General features: G+C 70.3%; 17 protein-coding genes and 1 tRNA gene. 10 read left to right on the top strand and 8 right to left on the bottom strand.

Going from position 1 to position 19,496, the window contains the following annotated elements; genetic code table 11:
• Window positions 1-39 precede the first annotated feature (39 nt).
• The 3 genes from ACE1OC_RS11950 (at window position 40) to ACE1OC_RS11940 (ending at window position 3,380) form a co-directional block, all read left to right on the top strand.
• Window positions 40-1,479 carry a gamma-aminobutyraldehyde dehydrogenase gene (locus tag ACE1OC_RS11950; protein ID WP_407837015.1) on the top strand — a complete coding sequence of 480 codons (1,440 nt, stop codon included), beginning with the start codon at window positions 40-42 and terminating at the stop codon, window positions 1,477-1,479.
• Window positions 1,480-1,597: 118 nt separating this feature from the next.
• A complete protein-coding gene (locus ACE1OC_RS11945) occupies window positions 1,598-2,776 on the top strand; it encodes a polyamine ABC transporter substrate-binding protein (protein WP_407837014.1) in 1,179 nt (392 codons plus the stop codon).
• A 94-nt stretch (window positions 2,777-2,870) separates the two neighbouring features.
• Entirely contained in the window at window positions 2,871-3,380 is a 510-nt protein-coding gene (locus tag ACE1OC_RS11940) for a hypothetical protein (RefSeq protein ID WP_407837013.1), read from the top strand.
• Here ACE1OC_RS11940 and ACE1OC_RS11935 read toward each other — a convergent pair.
• From ACE1OC_RS11935 to ACE1OC_RS11915, 5 genes are all read right to left on the bottom strand, one after another.
• Window positions 3,373-4,581: a serine hydrolase domain-containing protein gene (locus ACE1OC_RS11935; protein WP_407837012.1), complete on the bottom strand. Its 1,209-nt coding sequence runs from the start codon at window positions 4,579-4,581 to the stop codon at window positions 3,373-3,375. The genes ACE1OC_RS11940 and ACE1OC_RS11935 overlap by 8 nt on opposite strands.
• 147 nt (window positions 4,582-4,728) lie before the next feature.
• A complete protein-coding gene (locus ACE1OC_RS11930; RefSeq protein WP_266954901.1) occupies window positions 4,729-5,418 on the bottom strand; it encodes a response regulator transcription factor in 690 nt (229 codons plus the stop codon).
• A complete protein-coding gene (locus ACE1OC_RS11925; protein ID WP_420497894.1) occupies window positions 5,415-6,644 on the bottom strand; it encodes a sensor histidine kinase in 1,230 nt (409 codons plus the stop codon). Before ACE1OC_RS11925 ends, ACE1OC_RS11930 begins: the two co-directional genes overlap by 4 nt.
• On the bottom strand, window positions 6,641-7,330 hold the full coding sequence (locus ACE1OC_RS11920; RefSeq protein WP_407837011.1) for a glycerophosphodiester phosphodiesterase: 690 nt from the start codon (window positions 7,328-7,330) through the stop codon (window positions 6,641-6,643). Before ACE1OC_RS11920 ends, ACE1OC_RS11925 begins: the two co-directional genes overlap by 4 nt.
• A gap of 20 nt (window positions 7,331-7,350) precedes the next feature.
• Window positions 7,351-8,376 carry an adenosine deaminase gene (locus ACE1OC_RS11915; RefSeq protein WP_407837010.1) on the bottom strand — a complete coding sequence of 342 codons (1,026 nt, stop codon included), beginning with the start codon at window positions 8,374-8,376 and terminating at the stop codon, window positions 7,351-7,353.
• A 120-nt stretch (window positions 8,377-8,496) separates the two neighbouring features.
• Between ACE1OC_RS11915 and ACE1OC_RS11910 the strand changes: the two genes are divergently transcribed.
• A complete protein-coding gene (locus ACE1OC_RS11910) occupies window positions 8,497-9,207 on the top strand; it encodes a DUF4190 domain-containing protein (protein WP_407837009.1) in 711 nt (236 codons plus the stop codon).
• Window positions 9,208-9,280: 73 nt separating this feature from the next.
• Here the strand turns inward: ACE1OC_RS11910 and ACE1OC_RS11905 are convergent, their stop codons facing one another.
• From ACE1OC_RS11905 to ACE1OC_RS11895, 3 genes are all read right to left on the bottom strand, one after another.
• On the bottom strand, window positions 9,281-10,909 hold the full coding sequence (locus ACE1OC_RS11905) for a TROVE domain-containing protein (protein ID WP_407837008.1): 1,629 nt from the start codon (window positions 10,907-10,909) through the stop codon (window positions 9,281-9,283).
• Between the two features lie 333 nt (window positions 10,910-11,242).
• A tRNA-Ser gene (locus ACE1OC_RS11900) sits at window positions 11,243-11,304 on the bottom strand.
• A gap of 51 nt (window positions 11,305-11,355) precedes the next feature.
• The gene (locus ACE1OC_RS11895) at window positions 11,356-11,907 is read right to left on the bottom strand and encodes an NADAR family protein (protein ID WP_407837007.1); all 552 of its coding nucleotides are present in this window, start codon (window positions 11,905-11,907) and stop codon (window positions 11,356-11,358) included.
• A 194-nt stretch (window positions 11,908-12,101) separates the two neighbouring features.
• Here ACE1OC_RS11895 and ACE1OC_RS11890 point away from each other — a divergent pair, with 194 nt between their 5' ends.
• From ACE1OC_RS11890 to ACE1OC_RS11865, 6 genes are all read left to right on the top strand, one after another.
• Entirely contained in the window at window positions 12,102-13,628 is a 1,527-nt protein-coding gene (locus ACE1OC_RS11890; RefSeq protein WP_407841538.1) for a gamma-aminobutyraldehyde dehydrogenase, read from the top strand.
• A 51-nt stretch (window positions 13,629-13,679) separates the two neighbouring features.
• On the top strand, window positions 13,680-14,930 hold the full coding sequence (locus tag ACE1OC_RS11885) for an ABC transporter substrate-binding protein (protein ID WP_407837006.1): 1,251 nt from the start codon (window positions 13,680-13,682) through the stop codon (window positions 14,928-14,930).
• An 83-nt stretch (window positions 14,931-15,013) separates the two neighbouring features.
• Window positions 15,014-16,165 carry an ABC transporter ATP-binding protein gene (locus ACE1OC_RS11880; protein ID WP_407837005.1) on the top strand — a complete coding sequence of 384 codons (1,152 nt, stop codon included), beginning with the start codon at window positions 15,014-15,016 and terminating at the stop codon, window positions 16,163-16,165.
• Window positions 16,162-17,091, top strand: a complete 930-nt coding sequence (locus tag ACE1OC_RS11875) for an ABC transporter permease (RefSeq protein WP_407837004.1) — start codon at window positions 16,162-16,164, stop codon at window positions 17,089-17,091. Before ACE1OC_RS11880 ends, ACE1OC_RS11875 begins: the two co-directional genes overlap by 4 nt.
• Complete coding sequence (locus ACE1OC_RS11870; protein WP_407837003.1) at window positions 17,091-17,897, top strand: ABC transporter permease; 807 nt, start codon at window positions 17,091-17,093, stop codon at window positions 17,895-17,897. Before ACE1OC_RS11875 ends, ACE1OC_RS11870 begins: the two co-directional genes overlap by 1 nt.
• Window positions 17,898-17,919: 22 nt before the next feature.
• Window positions 17,920-19,338 carry an NAD(P)/FAD-dependent oxidoreductase gene (locus ACE1OC_RS11865; RefSeq protein ID WP_407837002.1) on the top strand — a complete coding sequence of 473 codons (1,419 nt, stop codon included), beginning with the start codon at window positions 17,920-17,922 and terminating at the stop codon, window positions 19,336-19,338.
• The last annotated feature ends 158 nt before the right edge of the window (window positions 19,339-19,496 follow it).

Below are 19,496 nucleotides of genomic sequence, written 5' to 3'. Positions count from 1 at the left end.
CTCAACCATTGGACATGTGATCACAGGAGTGTGGCTGTAGTGACCACCGAACTGCGTCGTCTGCGCAACTACATCGGCGGGGAGTTCAAGGACGCCGCCGACGGGCGGACCACCGAGGTGGTCAACCCCGCCACGGGCGAGGCGTACGCGACTGCTCCCCTCTCCGGCCAGGCGGACGTCGACGCCGCCATGGCCGCCGCCGCGGCCGCCTTCCCGGCCTGGCGCGACGCGACCCCCTCCGAGCGCCAGAAGGCGCTGCTGAAGATCGCGGACGCCTTCGAGGCGCGCGCGGAGGAGCTGGTCGCCACCGAGTCGGAGAACACCGGCAAGCCGCTGGGCCTCACGGCCAGCGAGGAGCTGCCGCCGATGGTGGACCAGATCCGCTTCTTCGCGGGCGCCGCGCGTCTGCTGGAGGGCCGTTCGGCCGGCGAGTACATGGAGGGGATGACCTCGATCGTCCGCCGTGAGCCGGTCGGCGTCTGCGCCCAGGTCGCGCCGTGGAACTACCCGATGATGATGGCCGTCTGGAAGTTCGCCCCGGCCCTGGCCGCGGGCAACACCGTGGTCCTCAAGCCCTCGGACACCACCCCGGCCTCCACCATCCTGATGGCGGAGATCATCGGCGAGATCCTGCCCAAGGGCGTCTTCAACGTCGTCTGCGGCGACCGCGACACCGGCCGGGCCATGGTCGAGCACTCCACCCCGGCGATGGCGTCCATCACCGGCTCGGTGCGCGCGGGCATGCAGGTCGCCGAGAGCGCCTCCAAGGACGTCAAGCGCGTCCACCTGGAGCTCGGTGGCAAGGCCCCCGTCGTGGTCTTCGAGGACGCCGACATCGCCAAGGCCGCCGAGGACATCGCGGTCGCGGGCTTCTTCAACGCCGGCCAGGACTGCACCGCGGCCTGTCGCGTACTGGTCCACGAGTCGATCCACGACGAGTTCGTCGCGGCGCTGGCCAAGAACGCGGCCGACACCAAGACCGGGCAGCCGGACGACGAGGACGTGCTCTACGGTCCGCTGAACAACCCGAACCAGCTGAAGCAGGTCGCGGGCTTCATCGAGCGGCTCCCCGCCCACGCCAAGGTCGAGGCGGGCGGCCACCAGGTCGGCGAGAAGGGCTACTTCTACGCCCCGACCGTGGTCTCCGGCCTCAAGCAGGACGACGAGATCATCCAGAACGAGGTCTTCGGCCCCGTCATCACGGTCCAGTCCTTCACGGACGAGGACCAGGCCCTGGCGTACGCGAACGACGTCGAGTTCGCCCTCGCCTCGTCCGTGTGGACCAAGGACCACGGCCGCGCGATGCGGATGTCCAAGAACCTCGACTTCGGCTGCGTGTGGATCAACACCCACATCCCGCTCGTCGCCGAGATGCCCCACGGCGGATACAAGAAGTCCGGCTACGGCAAGGACCTCTCCGCCTACGGCTTCGAGGACTACACGCGCATCAAGCACGTCATGACCTCGCTCGACAGCTGACCGTAGGCCGGGCGGGCGGCCGGGCGGCCGCCGCATCGACCAGGTCACAGCCTTGAAGGGGCGGGTAGTAGACAACATGTCTATTGCCCGCCCTTTGGCGTTCCACCAGGCTCTTTCCATGCCTGAACTCGCCTTTTCCCGCCGCGCGGCGCTGCGCGGCCTCGGTGCCGCGGGCCTGCTGGCCGGCCTCACCGGCTGTGGTGTCCCGGCCGCGTACGTCCCCGAGAGCCGGCGGGAGGGGCGGGACCGGTCCGAGAGCGACCGGAGCGTCTCCTTCTCCAACTGGCCCCTCTACATCGACACCGACGAAGAGGACGAGAGCAGGCGTCCGACACTGGACGCCTTCGCGGAGAAGACCGGCATCGAGGTCCGGTACACCGAGGAGATCAACGACAACGACGAGTTCTTCGGCAAGATCAGTCCGGCGCTGATGAACCACCAGCAGACCGGCCACGACGTGGTCGTGGTCAGCGACTGGATGGCCGCCCGCTTCGTCCACCTGGGCTGGGCCCAGAAGATGGACCGCTCGGCGCAGGCGAACGTGTCGAAGTACCTGGACCCGCAGTTGCGCTCGCCCGCCTTCGACGAGGGCCGGCTGCACACCGTCCCCTGGCAGTCGGGGATCACCGGCATCGCCTACAACCGCAAGGCGCTCGGCCGGGAGATCAAGTCCGTCCAGGACCTGTGGCACCCGGACCTGGCCGGCAAGGTCACGCTCTTCTCCGGTCTGGACGAGTCCTTCTCCCTGCTGATGCAGGGCAACGGGGCCGACGTGACCAAGTGGACCGAAACCGACTTCCACCGGATGTGCGACCAGGTGGAGAGCATGGTGAAGAAGAAGCACATCCGCCGCTTCACCGGCAACGACTACACCTCCGACCTGAGCAAGGGCGACGTGCTGGCCTGCCAGGCCTACTCCGGGGACGCGATCCAGCTGCAAGCCGACAACCCCGACATCGAGTTCGTGGTCCCCGAGGAAGGGGGCGAACTCTGGGCGGAGAGCCTGCTCATCCCCAACCTGGCTCCGCGCAAGGCCAACGCCGAAGCACTGATCGACTTCTACTACGACCCGGAGATGGCCGCGCTGCTCGCCGCCTCCGTCAACTACGTCTGCCCGGTCCCGGCCGCCCGCGAGGTGCTGGCCGCCTCGGACGATCAGGAGACCGCCGAACTGGCAGAGAACCCGCTGATCTTCCCCGACGAGGACATGCGCAAGCGGCTCGTCGTGGCCCGCGACATCTCCTCCGCCGAGCGCTCCTCCTTCGCGAAGCGCTGGAACGGCATCGTCGGTCTTTGAGGGTCAGGGCGGCCTGATCACGATCCCGCGACGGAACTGAACATGTTCAGGAATTGTGCTGAACATGTTCAGAAAGCTGGGTAGGCTCCCTTCCATGAGCGAGAGAAGCGCCCTTCTGCGGCGGATCCGTGCCTGGCTTGCCCTGTTCCTCGTCTGCCTCGTGCTGAGCGGACTCACCGCCTTCCCGCTGGTGAGCGAACTCCACTGGGCCAACGCCCTCGTGGACAACGAGTGGTTGCGACGCGTGGGCGACGGGCTCGAACGGGCGGACTCCGAGTACCCCTTCCTCCTCTACGGCACCGACTGGCTCGCCTTCGCCCACCTGGTGATCGCCGTCTTCTTCTACGGAGTCCACCGGGACCCGGTGCGCAACGTCTGGATCGTCGAGGCCGGCACGATCGCCTGTGCCGGCATCATTCCGCTGGCCCTGATCTGCGGGCCCATCCGGGGCATCCCGGTCTGGTGGTCGGTGATCGACATGTCGTTCGGCGTCTTCGGGGTGATTCCGCTGCTGGTGCTGCGCCGCATGATCAAGCGGCTGGAGGCCATGCCCGACGCCGAACCAGGGGCCGCGCCCGGCGTCGTGCCCGTACCGGCTACTTAGCCATGGCCGCGGCGACTATCGCGCCCGCCACCCGGTTCGGCTCCTCACTCTTGGCGTCCTTGGAGTTGATCGTGTAGACCACGAGCCGCGACCCGTCCTTGGCTCCGCCGATTCCGGCGCTGAAGCCGGGGCGGGCGCCCGTCTTGCCGTAGACCTCGGTGCCGTCCGGGAGGACCAGCCGCTGCATTCCCGCCGTGCGCGAAGCGGGCCGGGTCGTGCCGAAGTCGAAGATCTCGGGGACGGTGAACATCTCCTCCAGCTGCTGCCTGGGCACGATCCGCCCCGCGAACAAAGCCTGGGTGAACCGCTCCAGGTCCGCGGTCGAGGAGATGATGTCGCCCGCGGCCCAGCGGTCGGACTGGTTCCACACGGTGACGTCGCGCAGTTCGGTGGTTCCGTCGGCCAACGGCACGGCCTGGTAACCGGTGTTGTGCCGACCGGGGATCCGTGTCTGCGTCCGGCCCGGGAAGGAAGTCTGGCGCAGGCCCAGCGGCCGCAGGATCCGCTGCCCGACCGCCTTCTCGTACGTCGTGCCGGTCACCTTCTCGATCAGGACGCCCAGCAGGGTGTAGTTGATGTTCTGGTAGTGCTGGAACTCGCCGGGCCGGGACTCCGGCCCCTTCGCCAGGGCGTTCGCGATCTGCGCGCGCGGGTCGGTCACGTCGAAGCGGTGGTCCCACTGGGCCTGGAAGGTGTCGCCCGGCCCGTCCGCGGAACGGATGCCGCTCGTGTAGTTCAGCAGCTGGCGCACCGAGATCGGCTCGAAGGCGTCGGGGAAGGTGCCCGGCAGGTACTCCTGGATCGAGCGGTCGAGATCGACCCGGCGCTCGGCCGCCAGCTGGAGCACCGTCGCCGCCGTGAAGGTCTTGGTCACCGAACCGGCCCGGAACCGGCCGTCTGCGATCGCCGCCGCCCCGGTGCGGACGTCCGAGACGCCCGAGCTGCCCCGCCAGTCGCCCGCCGGGCCGCTCACCCGGACCGCCGCCGCGGTGGCGTACTTGTGGTCGGCGCCGAGGCCCGCGATCGACTGCTCCAGAGCCACCGCGTTCGGCGGGGTCGAGATCAGCGGCGCGGGCTTCTGCGCCGAGGCCGAGGCCGAGACCGGCGTCCCCGCCGGTCCGGCCTGTGCGGCGGCGGCCGGGCCGGCCGCGACGCCCAGGACCAGGGCGGTGGCGATCAGTGTGCGGGTCGCTCGGTTCATGGTGGGATCCCCCTGTCGGCTCTCCGGGCGACTTCCGCCCCGATGGCCTCAATGCTGCTGGTTACAGGGGTAGTTGCGGATCACCACCGAGAGGGGTCTTTGCCGGTACGACAACTCACCACCGAGAGCGAGGAGATCCCCGTCGTCTCACTCCCCAGAGGGAGATACCGGAGAGCCAGCCGCGATCAGACCCGTCTCGTACGCGCAGATCACGGCCTGGATCCGGTCCCGCAGCCCCAGCTTCGAGAGCACGTTGCCCACGTGCGATTTGACCGTGTGCTCGCTCACCATCAGCTCCACCGCCAGCTCCGCGTTCGACAGCCCCCGCCCCAGGTGCAGCAGCGTCTCCCGCTCCCGGGCCGTCAGCACCTCCAACCGCTGCGCGGACAGCGCCTCCGCGGCCGCGGGCCGGGCCGTCGCCGCCGTGTACTCCGCGATCAGCCGCCGGGCCACCGAAGGCGCCAGCAGGGACTCGCCCGCCGCCACCACCCGTACGGCGTGCACCAGATCGTCCCGCCGCACGTCCTTGAGCAGGAACCCGCTGGCCCCCGCGTGCAGCGCCTCGTACACGTACTCGTCCGAGTCGAAGGTCGTCAGCATCACCGTCCGGCAGGCGCTCGTCCCCGATATCTCCCGGCACGCCTCGATCCCGTCCAGCACCGGCATCCGGATGTCCAGCAGCGCCACGTCGGGCGCGAGGGACCGTACCGCCGCGACCGCCGCCGCCCCGTCCCCGACCTCGGCCACCACCTCGATGTCCTCCTGCACGTCCAGGATCATCGCGAAGCCGCTGCGCACCAGTTCCTGGTCGTCGGCCACCACCACACGGATCGTCACTTCCCCACCTCCGCGCCCGACGTTACAAGCACCACCCGCACCTCGAAGCCGGTGCCGTCCGGCCCGGGCCCGGTCCGGGCCGTGCCCCCGTGAGCGGCGGCCCGCTCCCGGATCCCGATCAGGCCGTGCCCACCCGGTCGAGCCCGCGGCAGGGAACCCGCGCCCGCACCCGCGCCCGCACCCGCGCCCGCATCCGCCCCCGGACCCCGCCCGTCGTCCGTGACCGTCACCGTGAGGTCCCGCTCCCCGTACTCCAGGCGCACGGCCACCGCCGATGCCCCGGCGTGCTTGACCACGTTGGTCAGGGCCTCCTGCACCACCCGGTGCACGGTCGCCTCCAGCGCCGCCGGCAGGGCGCGCACCGAGCCCGTGCGCTCGTAGAGCACCTCCGGCCCGCTGCCCCGGACCCGCTCCAGCAGCCCCGCCAGCTCCCCGATTCCGGGCTGCGGGGAGCGCGGCGCCGCCTCGTCCGTGCGCAGCACCCCCAGCATCGTGCGCAGCTGGGCCATCGCCTCCCGGCCGGTCTCCGCGATCGCCTCGAACGCGGCCTCGGCCCGCTCGGGGGCCCTGCGCACGGCCACCGGACCGGCCTCCGCCTGCACGATCATGATGCTGACCGCGTGCGAGAGGATGTCGTGCATCTCCCGTGCGATCCGGGCCCGTTCGCGGGCGGCCGCCTGCTCCGCCTCGATCCGGTTGGCCCGCTCCAGCTGGGCGGCCCGGTCCAGGAGGGCGGCCGTGTACGCCTGCCGGGTGTGCTGCAGGCGCCCCAGCGCGTACGCGGCGCCGGAGACGAAGAAGGTGAAGAGCAGTTCGCGCGCGGTCCCGGTGTTCCAGTACACCGACAGGACGACCGTGAGGACCGTCAGCCCGCCCACCGTCAGCCGCACCCGGGCCGTGCACTGCAGGGCGACCGTGTAGAAGGCGATCAGCCCCGCGTACGGAAGCGGCTGCCCCGGGCCGTCACCCGCCAGGTTGTACACGCCGCCGGCCGCCAGGATCGCGACCAGCACCGCCACCGGAGCCCGTCGCCGCCACACCAGCGGCAGCACTCCGAGCGTGGTCAGCGCGTACGAGGCCCAGTCCGCGGGCGGCAGTTCGGTCGACCGGGGCACCACGAAGGGCATCGTGACGGCCAGTTGCACCAGCAGCGTCAGCCCCAGGTCCTGCCGGCGCGGACCGGCCCGCCGGATCCACGCCCCGAGCTCCCCCCAGGCCCGTATCACCGGCCGAGCTCGGCCCGTACGGCTCCCAGCGCGTCCACCCGGTTCGTCGTGACGGAGTCCACGCCGGCCCTGATCAGCGCGCGCATCGCCCGCTTGGTGTCCGGGGTCCAGGCCGACACCAGCAGGCCGTCCCGGTGCAGGGCGTCCACCAGCTCCGGGCCGACCAGCCCGAAGCGGTAGTTGAGCCAGGTCGGGGCCACCGCGTCGATCAGCACCCGGCGCGGGGGAGCCAGGGTGGTCCACGTCAGCGCGATCTCGGCGCCCGGATCGGCGGCGCGCACCGCCAGCATGGTGGCCGGACCCGCGCAGTAGTACGTGCGGTCACGGGCCCCGCACTCGCGGACCTGGCCGACTACGGTCCGCACGGTCTCGGCGGTCGCACCAGGCAGGTCGACCATGACCCGGCCCGCGCCCGCGGCCATCAGGGCGTCGCGCAGGGTCGGGATCCCGCCGTCCGTCAGCTCCTTCAGCTGCGGGGCCGTGACGTCTGCGAGCCGTACGTCATGGCCCCACAGCCGCTGGAGGTCCTCGTCGTGGAGCAGTACGGGGACCCCGTCGCGGGTCATCCGTACGTCGATCTCCACCGCGTCCGCGCCCCGGTCGAAGGCGGAGCGGATCGAGGGCAGGGTGTTCTCGCGGACGCGGTAGGGATCCCCGCGGTGGCCTACGGCAGTCAGGGTGCGCATGCACCCATTCTGCGCAACCGTCAGGAAGCCAGCCAGGCGGAGGTGTACGTGTCGATCTCCGCGGTGAGCTTCGCCTTGCCGGCCGGGTCGAGGAAAGAGGCCTCGACGGCGTTCTTCGCGAGTTGGGCCAGGCCGCGCTCGTCGAGGTCCAGCAGGCGGGCGGCCACCGCGTACTCGTTGTTGAGGTCGGAGCCGAACATCGGCGGGTCGTCGCTGTTGATGGTGACGAGCACGCCGGCCGCCACCATCTCCTTGACCGGGTGCTCGTCGAGGGTGGCGACGGCGCGGGTGGCGATGTTGGAGGTGGGGCAGACCTCCAGCGCGATGCGGTGCTCGGCGAGGTAGGCGAGCAGCTCCGGGTCCCGGGTGACGCTGGTGCCGTGGCCGATGCGCTCGGCGCCCAGCTCGCGGATCGCGTCCCAGACGGTCTCGGGACCGGTGGTCTCGCCGGCGTGCGGCACGCTGTGCAGTCCGGCGGCGCGGGCGGCGTCGAAGTACGGCTTGAACTGCGGGCGCGGGACCCCGACCTCGGGGCCGCCCAGGCCGAAGGAGACCAGGCCCTCGGGGCGCAGGTCGACGGCGAGGCGGGCGGTCTCGGCGGCGGCTTCGAGGCCGGCTTCTCCGGGGATGTCGAAGCACCAGCGCAGGATCACGCCGAGCTCGCTCTCGGCGGCCTTGCGGGCGTCCTCGATGGCCTCCATGAAGGCCTTCTCGTCGATCCCGCGGCGGGTGGAGGAGTACGGGGTGATCGTGAGCTCGGCGTACCGGATGTTCTGCCGGGCCATGTCGCGGGCGATCTCGAAGGTGAGGTGGCGCACGTCGTCGGGGGTGCGGACCAGGTCGACGACGGAGAGGTAGACCTCGATGAAGTGCGCGAAGTCGGTGAAGGTGAAGTAGTCGGCGATGGCCTCGGGGTCCGTGGGGACCTTGGAGTCGGGGTGCCGGGAGGCGAGTTCGGCGACGATGCGGGGGGAGGCCGAGCCGACGTGGTGGACGTGCAGTTCGGCCTTGGGCAGCCCCGCGATGAAGGGGTGCAGGTCGGGCATGAGGGTGCCTCCGAAGGGCGCGTGCGGATGGAACGGGCTTCATCGTAGGCAGGATCCGCACCGCCGAAGGGGCCTGTCGGAGGGAGCGCTTAGCATGGCCGTACGAGAGGGGGGCGCCGTATGACCGATCAGAGCCCCGAGTCGCGAGACCCCTGGGCGCCGCCGGAGCAGCCCGCGGTCGATCTGGGCAAACAGCAGGGCGGGACGGGTGCACCGGGTGCGCCGGGGGTGCACGACCAGCAGACCGTGGCGGGGATGCCCGGCGCCGGAGGCATACCCGCGGGCACGCCCGTGCCCGCACCCCAGCCCGGGCAGGCGCCCGCGGCGACGCCCGCCTACGGCTACCCGGCGCAGCCGGATCCGGCCGGGTACGGATACCCGGCCCAGCCGGGCGCGCCGCAGGCCCCGTACGGCGGGTACCCCGCCCACCAGGGTGTTCCGCAGCCGTCCTACGGCGGTCAGCCGGGCTATCCGGGGTATCAGGGATACCCCGGATACCCGGGTTACCGGCCCATGAGCAACGGCTTCGGAGTCACCGCGCTCGTCCTCGGGATCATCGCCGTGGTCAGCTGCTACCTGGGTCTGCTGTTCGGCGTCCCGGCCGTCATCTTCGGCGTACTGGCCCGCGGCAAGGCCAAGCGCGGCGAGGCGGACAACGGGGGCATGGCGCTGGCCGGCATCATCACCGGCGCGGTCGGCATCGTGATCAGCTGCCTGTTCATCGCCCTGATGATCTTCGGCGTCATGCTCGGGGACGAGGGATCCGACTCCGACTACGACTCGGACTACTCGTCTCCCTTCGAGAACACGCAGGTCCTCCACCGCGGTTGATCCGCGCGGAGGGAACGGCGGAAGGGCCGGGCGGGGACATTCACTGTCCCCGCCCGGCCCTTCCGCCGTTCCGTCAGGCGGCGGTGTCCGCCCGCCCGGTCTCCCAGGGCCACCCGGCGTCCCGGCCGTCCTCGATCAGGGACACCATGCGGAAGGCCGCGTCGGTGAGCCCGCCGAAGGTGTGCCGGTGCGCGGACCCGGAGGGCGCGTGGCCCACCCGGTATCCGGCGAGGTTCCACGTGTACACGGGGACCGTGTCCGGTACCAGCGCCGTGGGATCGCCGCCGTAGGCGTACGTGGCCTGCTCGTCGGTGACGATCAGGACCCGGTCGTGCCCCGCGTAGTGCGTGCGCACCGCCTCCGCCGTGTAGGTGCCGCCGAGGTTCTCGAACCGCTCCAGGATCTTCAGTACCGACTCACCGTGCCGGTGGTCGACCGCCTTGCTGGTGGAGCCGAACTGCACCAGGTCCGCGTCCCCGGCGCGCAGCGCCAGCGCCGTCCCGAAGACGGCCGCCGCGTCCGCCCTGTTGAGCTGCGAGCGGTCCGACAGCGGCGACCACATCGACCCGGACCGGTCCACCAGGACCAGCGTCCGCCCGGGCAGTGCCGGTACGTGGGCCAGGGAGTGACCCAGCGCCCGCTCCAGCGGGTACGCCCAGCGCAGCGAGGGCGCGTGCTGGTAGGCGGCGAGGTAGCGGAAGGGGAACTGCCGGGCCCGGGCGACGGTCTCCGGGTCGGAGATCTTCGCCGCGACCCGCGCGGCGACCTCGTCCGAGACTCCGGCCTGGTCGAAGTTGCGCAGGTTGCGCAGCAGGGCCATCGCGCCCATGGACGGGATGACCGCCTCCCAGGCGGCCGCGTCCATCGGTCCCTGCAGCCAGCCGGCCAGCGCCTCCCAGGTCATGCCCGCCGCGGCGAGCCGCTCGGGGCCGTCCGCCGCGGTGACCACGGCCCGGCGCTCCGCCACGGGCAGCTCCATCAGGGTCCGGTGCGCGAGCAGGGTGCGGTTGCCCGGCGGGACCTCGGCGGTCTCCGGGTTGTGCCGGCGGTCGAGGGCGTGCCGGAACAGCTCGCCCTGCCAGGGCTTGGCGGGGTCGGGGGAGGCGTGCACCAGGTTGAGGACGTCACCGAAGCGGTATCCCCGGGAAGCCGTGTCGTACTTCAGCAGCGAGCCGGCGGAGTAGAGGCGGCGCACGGCGTCGGCGATCCCGCGCTTGACGGGCTTGGGCACGTTCCGACCGTAGGCGGCCGTCCAGTAGGCGAGCAGCTCGCCGGGCTCGTCCGCGCGCAGCAGGACGGAGTCCACGACCTGCCGGTTCGACGGCCCCCCGGTCGCTCCGGCGTCGAGCCGCGCCTTGACGTACTCGACGGCTCCGACGAGCGAGGCCGTCCGCATGTTGCCGTCCCGCCGCAGCCAGCCGAGCAGGCCGGCGGTCCACTCGGGATCCTCCACGGCAAGGGTGCGCACGAGCGCGCCGAACCGGCCGTCGCGGGCCTCGCCGGACTCGTAGGCGGTCTGCTGCGTCACGAAGTTGGCGACGGCGAGCAGGAACAGCTCCGAGCGCGGATCGCGCAGGAAGCCGGTGCTGCCGTGCGCGTTGGCGGCGCGGCGGCCGGTCGAGCGGACCGGTGAGGCGGGTGAGGTGGGTGCAGCGGGTGAGGTGGGCGCCGCCTTGGAGCGGAGCAGGTTGAAACGAGCCATGAGAATCCCCCCGAATTCAGTGGAAAACGGAGGAGGCGTGACGTGCGGAATGCCCGAGATCGAAGTCGGCGACGGACTGTGTCGACTGCTCTATCCAACTGAGCTACCGGCCGGAGCCGGGCGGGACTCGAACCCGCGACCCGTTGATCCGGAAGTAACCGCTGCCTGCGCACCGGGCACTCCGCACGTGCGCCTCCCGAGAAAGAAGTGGCCGCGGCGTGATTTCGTGGAGGAAGTAGCCGTGGCCGGCGCACCGGGAGGTGCGACGTGGTGTCCAGAGATCGAGGTCGGCGAAACCAAAGGTGCTCTGCCAACTGAGCTACACCGGCCCGAAGCCGGTGACGGGACTCGAACCCGCGGCCACCCCATTAACAGTGGAAGTAGGTCTCACCTGCGCACCTGGACAAGGATCACGCTAGACGCACACCCTCATCCGCTGCGAGCGATTAAAGCTCCGCCCGCAGCCGCTCGCGCGCCTCCATGAGCGCGAAGCCCAGCAGGTTCAGGCCGCGCCAGCGCGCCGGGTCCAGCGCGCGCTCGTCGTCGGCGGCCAGGCCGATGCCCCAGATCCGGTCCATCGGGCTGGCCTCCACCAGGACCCGCTTGCCGGTCGAGAGCAGGTACGAGGTCAGCGCCGGATCCGAGCCGAACTTGTGCACGCTGCCCTCCACCACCAGCGCGAACCGCTCCCGCTCCCACACCGTGTCGTCGAAGCCGCGCACCAGCCGCCCGGCCTTCTTCGCCGCGGCCGGACTCGTCGCATCCAGGGCCGCGCGCTCCGCCTCGGCGTCCTCGAACAGGCGCGCCTTTCCGGCCATCATCCAGTGCTCGGCGGTGGCGTACCGCACGTCACCCACGGTGAACTCGGACGGCCACCACTGACTGAGGCAGCTCGGTCCGAGCGTTCCGTCGGCCCGCGGACGGTGTCCCCAGAACGGCAGGAACTTCGGCCGCTCACCCCGGCTGACCTGCCCGATCAGTTCCTCGATCTTCTCCATGCATGCGAGTCTCGCAGGAGCACCGAACACTTCGTACGGGATTTCGGGCGCGCCTAGACACATGGTCGACCGATTCCGTCGCGTAATCAAAAGGCAACAACGGAATCACTTGGCCGAGGGGTGTACCTCTGCCAGGATCGGCACTCAATTCGAGCTGTAGCTCGAACTGTAGCTACGGAGAGCGTGAGAGCGTGATGGGCAACCGCTTCCAGGTCAAGGTCCAGGTCAAGGACCGATTCGCCGAAGGCGCGCAGTACATCGACGGGCAGCTGCGGCCCGGCACCTCGGGCCGGTCACACACCGTGGTCGACCCGGCCACCGGCGAGGAGGTGCTCACCTACGAGCTGGCCTCCACCGCGGACGTGGACGCCGCCGTCGCCGCCGCCAAGCGGGCCTTCCCGGGCTGGTCCGGGGCCACCCCCGGGGAGCGCTCCGACGCGCTGCACCGGCTGGCCGGCGTCCTGTCCGAGCGGGCCGAGGAGTTCGCGTACGCGGAGTCCCTGCAGTGCGGCAAGCCGGTCAAGCTGTCGACCGAGTTCGACGTGCCGGGGACCATCGACAACACCGCCTTCTTCGCGGGCGCCGCGCGCCACCTCCAGGGGCAGGCCGCCGGGGAGTACTCCGGGGACCACACCTCGTACGTGCGCCGCGAGGCGATCGGGGTCGTGGGCTCCATCGCACCGTGGAACTATCCGCTGCAGATGGCCGCCTGGAAGATCCTTCCGGCGATCGCCGCGGGCAACACCATCGTCCTCAAGCCCGCCGAGCTCACCCCGCTGACCTCCCTGATGTTCGCCCAGGCGGCCAAGGAAGCGGGCCTGCCCGACGGCGTCGTCAACATCGTCACCGGCGCCGGACGGGACGCGGGCGAGCACCTGGTCGGCCACCCGGACGTGGTCATGACCTCCTTCACCGGGTCCACCGCCATCGGCAAGCGGGTCGCCGAGATCGCCACCGCCACCGTCAAGCGGCTCCACCTGGAGCTGGGCGGCAAGGCCCCCTTCCTCGTCTTCGACGACGCCGACCTGGAGGCCGCCGCCAACGGCGCCGTCGCCGCCTCCCTGATCAACACCGGCCAGGACTGCACGGCCGCCACCCGCGCCTACGTCCAGCGCCCCCTGCACGACGCCTTCGTCGCCCGGGTCGCCGAGCTGATGGAGACCGTCCGCGTCGGCGACCCCTTCGACCCGGCCACCGACCTCGGCCCGCTGGTCTCGCACGCCCAGCGCGACCGGGTCGCCGGTTTCGTCGAGCGGGCCCGCGCGTACGCCACCGTCGTCACCGGCGGTGAGATTCCGGGTGGCGACTTGGCCGAGGGCGCGTACTACCGGCCCACGCTCATCTCCGGCGCCGCCCAGGACAGCGAGGTGGTCCAGTCCGAGATCTTCGGGCCGGTCCTCGTGGTCCTGCCCTTCGACACCGACGACGAGGGCATCGCGCTGGCCAACGACACCCCGTACGGTCTCGCGGCCTCCGCATGGAGCCGTGATGTGTACCGGGCGAACCGCGCCACCCGTGAGATCCAGGCGGGCTGCGTCTGGGTCAACGACCACATTCCGATCATCAGCGAGATGCCGCACGGGGGCTACAAGGCCAGTGGCTTCGGAAAGGACATGAGCACCTACTCCTTCGAGGAGTACACGCAGGTCAAGCACGTGATGTACGACAACACCGCGGTCGCCGCGAAGGACTGGCACCGCACGATCTTCGGGGACCGATAGCCACGTCGCCGCCCGACCAGCGGCCCGCACCCACCCGAAAGGGCACCTCCCATGGAGCAGTTCGAGCCCGACCGCCTCTCGGCGGCGCAATTCGCCGCTATGCGGCGCAGCCTCACCACCGGGCGCGGCGCCCTCACCCGCCGCTCCGTGCTGCGCGCCTCCGGAGTCGGAGCGCTCACCCTCGGCGGCCTGTCCGCGCTGGCCGGCTGCGGCATTCCGCCGGCCAAGCGCGCGGAGGGCACCGCCGCGGCCTCCGACGACCACTCGGAGCAGGAGAAGGAGATCAACTTCTCCAACTGGACCGAGTACATGGACACCAGCGAGGACGAGAAGTCGCGTCCCACGCTGGAGGAGTTCACCAAGCGGACCGGAATCAAGGTCAAGTACACCGAGGACATCAACGACAACGTCGAGTTCTTCGGCAAGATCAAGCCCCAGCTCGCGGCCGGCCAGGACACCGGCCGTGACCTGATCGTCGTCACCGACTGGCTCGCTTCGCGCATCATCCGGCTCGGCTGGGCCCAGAAGCTGGACCCCTCGCACCTCCCGCACGCCTACGCCAACCTGATCCCGCAGTTCCGCAGCCCCGACTGGGACCCGGGCCGCGCGTACAGCTACCCCTGGACCGGCATCAACACCGTGATCGCCTACAACACCAAGGCGACCGGCGGGAAGAAGGTCGACTCCGTCACGCAGATGCTCGACGACCCCTCCCTCAAGGGCCGCGTCGGCTTCCTCACCGAGATGCGCGACAGCGTCGGCATGACCCTGCTCGACCAGGGCAAGGACCCGGGGAACTTCACCGACGCCGACTACGACGAGGCGATCGGCCGGCTCCAGAAGGGCGTGGACAAGAAGCAGATCCGCCGCTTCACCGGCAACGACTACACCGCGGACCTCGACAAGGGCGACCTCGCAGCCTGCCTGGCCTGGGCCGGCGACGTCATCCAGCTCCAGGCCGGCAACCCGGACATCCAGTACGCGATCCCGGCGCCCGGCTACATCACCTCCAGCGACAACCTGCTGGTCCCCGTGAAGGCCCGGCACAAGGCCAACGCGGAGCGGCTCATCGACTACTACTACGAGCCCGAGGTGGCGGCGCAGCTGGCCGCCTACATCAGCTACGTCTGCCCCGTCGAGGGCGTCAAGGACGAGCTGGCCAAGATCGACCCGGAGCTCGCGGACAACGTCCTGATCATCCCGGACAAGGAAATGGCCGCCAAGTCGCACGCCTTCCGCTCCCTCACCAGCGAGGAAGAGACGGCGTACGAGGAGAAGTTCGCCAAGCTCATCGGAGCCTGACGGGTCCCGCCGCCCTCCCCGCGGCACGGACACCCGTACCGGCACCTGCCCCTTCCACGACACACCACCGAAGGCCCAGGCCCATGACTGACAAGACCGAAGGCGGCGACGTCCGCCTCGCCGGGATCAGCAAGCACTACGGCTCCTTCACCGCCGTGCACCCGCTGGACCTCACCATCCCCCAGGGCTCCTTCTTCGCCCTGCTCGGCGCCTCCGGCTGCGGGAAGACCACCACCCTGCGCATGATCGCCGGCCTGGAGGAGCCCTCCACCGGCACCGTCAGCCTCGGCGACCGAGAGGTCACGCACCTGCCGCCGTACAAGCGCCCGGTCAACACCGTCTTCCAGAGCTACGCCCTCTTCCCGCACCTCGACGTCTCGGAGAACATCGCCTTCGGGCTGCGCCGCCGCGGCATCAAGTCGGTCAAGAAGCAGGTCGACGACATGCTGGAGCTGGTCCAGCTCGGCCAGTTCGCCGGCCGCAAGCCGCACCAGCTCTCCGGCGGCCAGCAGCAGCGCGTCGCCGTCGCCCGCGCGCTCATCAACCACCCGCAGGTACTGCTCCTCGACGAGCCGCTCGGCGCCCTCGACCTCAAGCTGCGCCGCCAGATGCAGCTGGAGCTCAAGCGGATCCAGACCGAGGTCGGCATCACCTTCGTGCACGTCACGCACGACCAGGAAGAGGCCATGACCATGGCCGACACGGTCGCCGTGATGAACGGCGGCCGCGTCGAGCAGCTCGGCGCCCCCGCCGACCTCTACGAGAACCCGAAGACGACCTTCGTGGCGAACTTCCTCGGCACCTCCAACCTCATCGAGGCCGAGGTCCTGGAAGCCGGCGCGTCCGACGTCGTCGTCTCCTCGGCCGGTACGAAGCTGCGCGTCCCGGCGGCGCGATGTTCGACCACGCCCCGCACCGGCGGCAAGCTGCTGGTCGGGGTGCGCCCGGAGAAGATCTCCCTGGTCCACGCGGACGCGGCGGACACCGTGGAGGCGGGCCGCAACAAGGTCGCCGGCAAGATCGCGGCCACCTCCTTCATCGGAGTCTCCACCCAGTTCGTCATCGACAGCCCGGTCTGCCCGGAGCTGGAGGTGTACGTGCAGAACATCGAGCGCGACGCCCGCCTCGTCCCCGGCGCCGACGTGATACTGCACTGGAACCCGGACCACACCTTCGGCCTGGACGCCGCACAGGACATCGACGCCGGCATCGAGACGGTCGAGGAGGGCGCGTGACCGCCCCCGCGACCCTGCCCGAGGTCGCCGTTTCCGCCGAGCCCCCGGTGCACAAGCCGTCCCTGAAGAAGCGCCTGGTCCCGTACTGGCTGCTGCTCCCGGGCATCCTGTGGCTGTTCGTCTTCTTCGTGCTGCCGATGATCTACCAGGCCTCGACCTCGGTGCAGACCGGCTCCCTCGAAGAGGGGTTCAAGGTCACCTGGCACTTCCAGACGTACTGGGACGCCTTCACCGAGTACTACCCGCAGTTCCTGCGCTCCCTGCTCTACGCCGGCACCGCGACCGCGCTGTGCCTGCTGCTGGGCTATCCGCTGGCCTACCTGATCGCCTTCAAGGCGGGCCGCTGGCGCAATCTGCTCCTGGTGCTGGTCATCGCCCCGTTCTTCACCAGCTTCCTGATCCGCACCCTCGCCTGGAAGACGATCCTGGCCGACGGCGGCCCGGTGGTCGGCGTCCTCAACACGATCGGCTTCCTGGACGTCACCAGCTGGCTCGGCATGACCGAGGGCGACCGCGTCCTCGCCACGCCGCTCGCGGTCGTCTGCGGTCTGACGTACAACTTCCTCCCCTTCATGATCCTGCCGCTCTACACCTCGCTGGAGCGCATCGACACCCGCCTCCACGAGGCGGCCGGGGACCTGTACGCCCGTCCCGCCACGGTCTTCCGCAAGGTGACCTTCCCGCTGTCCATGCCGGGCGTGGTCTCCGGGACCCTGCTCACCTTCATCCCGGCGAGCGGCGACTACGTCAACGCCGAACTGCTCGGCTCCACGGACACCCGCATGATCGGCAACGTCATCCAGTCGCAGTACCTGCGCATCCTCGACTACCCGACGGCGGCCGCGCTGTCCTTCATCCTCATGGCCATCGTGCTCGTCATGGTCACCATCTACATCCGCCGAGCGGGGACGGAGGACCTGGTCTGATGAAGAGCGCCACCACCTGGCTGCGCCGGAATCTCGTCGTGATCGCGGGGCTCGGCACGCTCGCGTACCTGATCCTGCCGAACGTCGTCGTCACGGTCTTCTCCTTCAACAACCCCACCGGGCGCTTCAACTACGCCTGGCAGGAGTTCTCCCTCGACGCGTGGAAGGACCCCTGCGGGGTCGCCGACATGTGCGAGTCCCTGTCCCTCTCGCTCCAGATCGCCCTGTGGGCCACCATCGGCGCGACGGTGCTGGGCACCGCGATCGCCTTCGCGATGGTCCGCTACCGGTTCCGGGGGCGCGGCGCGGTCAACTCGCTGATCTTCCTGCCGATGGCCATGCCCGAGATCGTGATGGCGGCCTCGCTGCTCGCCCTCTTCCTCAACATGGGCATCCAGCTCGGCTTCTGGACGATCCTGATCGCCCACGTCATGTTCTGCCTCAGCTTCGTCGTCGCCGCCGTCAAGGCCCGGGTGCTCTCCATGGACCCCCGCCTCGAGGAAGCGGCCCGCGATCTCTACGCCGGGCCCGCGCAGACCTTCCTGCGCGTCACCCTGCCGATCGCGGCCCCCGGTATCGCGGCGGGCGCGCTGCTCTCCTTCGCGCTCTCCTTCGACGACTTCATCATCACCAACTTCAACTCGGGCAACACCGTCACCTTCCCCATGTTCGTGTGGGGATCGGCCCAGCGCGGTACGCCTGTACAGATCAACGTCATCGGCACCGCGATGTTCGTCATCGCGGTCCTGGTGGTGCTGGGCGGCCAGATGGTCGCCAACCGCCGCAAGAAAGCACAGCCCAAGTAACACCTGTAGGGAGTTGGAAGACATGGCCCCAGACGCCATGCGCACCGCTGCACGATCTCTTTCCGAAGCGAAGCCGGTCTCGTACTGGCTGGACGACCCCGGCAAGCCCGCCGCCGAGCCCGCCCTCACCGGGGACGAGCACTGCGACCTGCTCGTCATCGGCGGCGGCTACAGCGGCCTGTGGACCGCGCTGCTCGCCAAGGAGCGCGACCCCGCCCGGGACGTCGTACTGATCGAGGGCCACGAGGCGGGCTGGGCCGCCTCGGGCCGCAACGGCGGCTTCTGCGCCGCCTCCCTCACCCACGGTCTCGCCAACGGGATGGCCCGCTGGCCGGACGAGCTCGCCAAGCTCGAAGACCTCGGCGCCCGCAACCTCGACGCCATCGAGGAGGCGGTCGCCCGCTACGGCATCGACTGCGACTTCGAGCGCAGCGGCGAGATCGACGTGGCCACCGAACCGCACCAGGTCGCCGAGCTCCGCGAGTTCCACGCGGAGGCCGAGCGGCTCGGCCTCGCAGGCCGCTCCGAATGGCTGGATGCGGACGCCGTGCGCGCCGAGGTCGACTCCCCGACCTTCCTCGGCGGGATCTGGGACCGCGACGGCGTCGCCATGCTCAACCCGGCGAAGCTCGCCTGGGGCCTGAAACGCGCCTGCCTGGAGCTGGGCGTACGGATCTACGAGAACACGCGCGGGCTCGACCTGGTCGGCTCGGGAGCCGGGATGGCCGTGCGGACCCCGTACGGGCGGGTCTTCGCCCGCCGGGTGGCGCTGGGCACCAACATCTTCCCGTCCCTGGTCAAGCGGGTGCGCCCGCTCACCGTCCCGGTCTACGACTACGCGCTGATGACCGAGCGGCTCACCGAGGAGCAGCTCGCCTCGATCGGCTGGAAGAACCGGCAGGGCCTCGGCGACAGCGCCAACCAGTTCCACTACTTCCGGATCACCCCCGACCGGCGGATCCTGTGGGGCGGCTACGACGCGATCTACCCGTACGGCGGCAAGCTCGACGCCGAGCACGACCACCGGCCCGAGACCTACCTCAAGCTGGCCGAGCACTTCTTCACCTGCTTCCCGCAGCTGGAAGGAGTGAAATTCAGCCACGCCTGGGGCGGTGCGATCGACACCTGCTCGCGCTTCTCCGCCTTCTTCGGCACCGCGCACGCGGGCAAGGTGGCCTACGCGGCCGGCTACACCGGACTGGGCGTCGGAGCCACCCGCTTCGGCGCCGACGTGATGCTCGACCTCCTGGCGGGGGAGAAGACCGAGCGCACGGAGCTGGAGATGGTCCGCTCCAAGCCGATGCCCTTCCCGCCGGAGCCCTTCGCGTGGACCGGCATCACGATGACGAAGTGGTCGCTGGCCCGGGCGGACCGGCTGGGCGGGCACCGCAACCTGTGGCTGAAGACGCTGGACCGTTTCGGTCTCGGCTTCGACAGCTGATCGGGCAGCTGATCGGGCAGCTGATCGGGTAAGCGACCTCCGCGCGCCCCGGGCGCACATCGCCCCCGGCGGTGTGACCTGCTTCACTACCATGGAGTAACGAAACCCGCGTCATACCTGCGCCCGGCCCCGCTCTCTCCTGTGAGAACGCTTCACCT

It is taken from the genome of Streptomyces stoeckheimensis, assembly GCF_045822005.1.
GTDB classification, from domain to species: Bacteria; Actinomycetota; Actinomycetes; order Streptomycetales; family Streptomycetaceae; genus Streptomyces; species Streptomyces stoeckheimensis.
The sequence above is the reverse complement of the archived record's forward strand: the minus strand, read 5'-3'. Positions and strand labels throughout refer to the sequence as shown.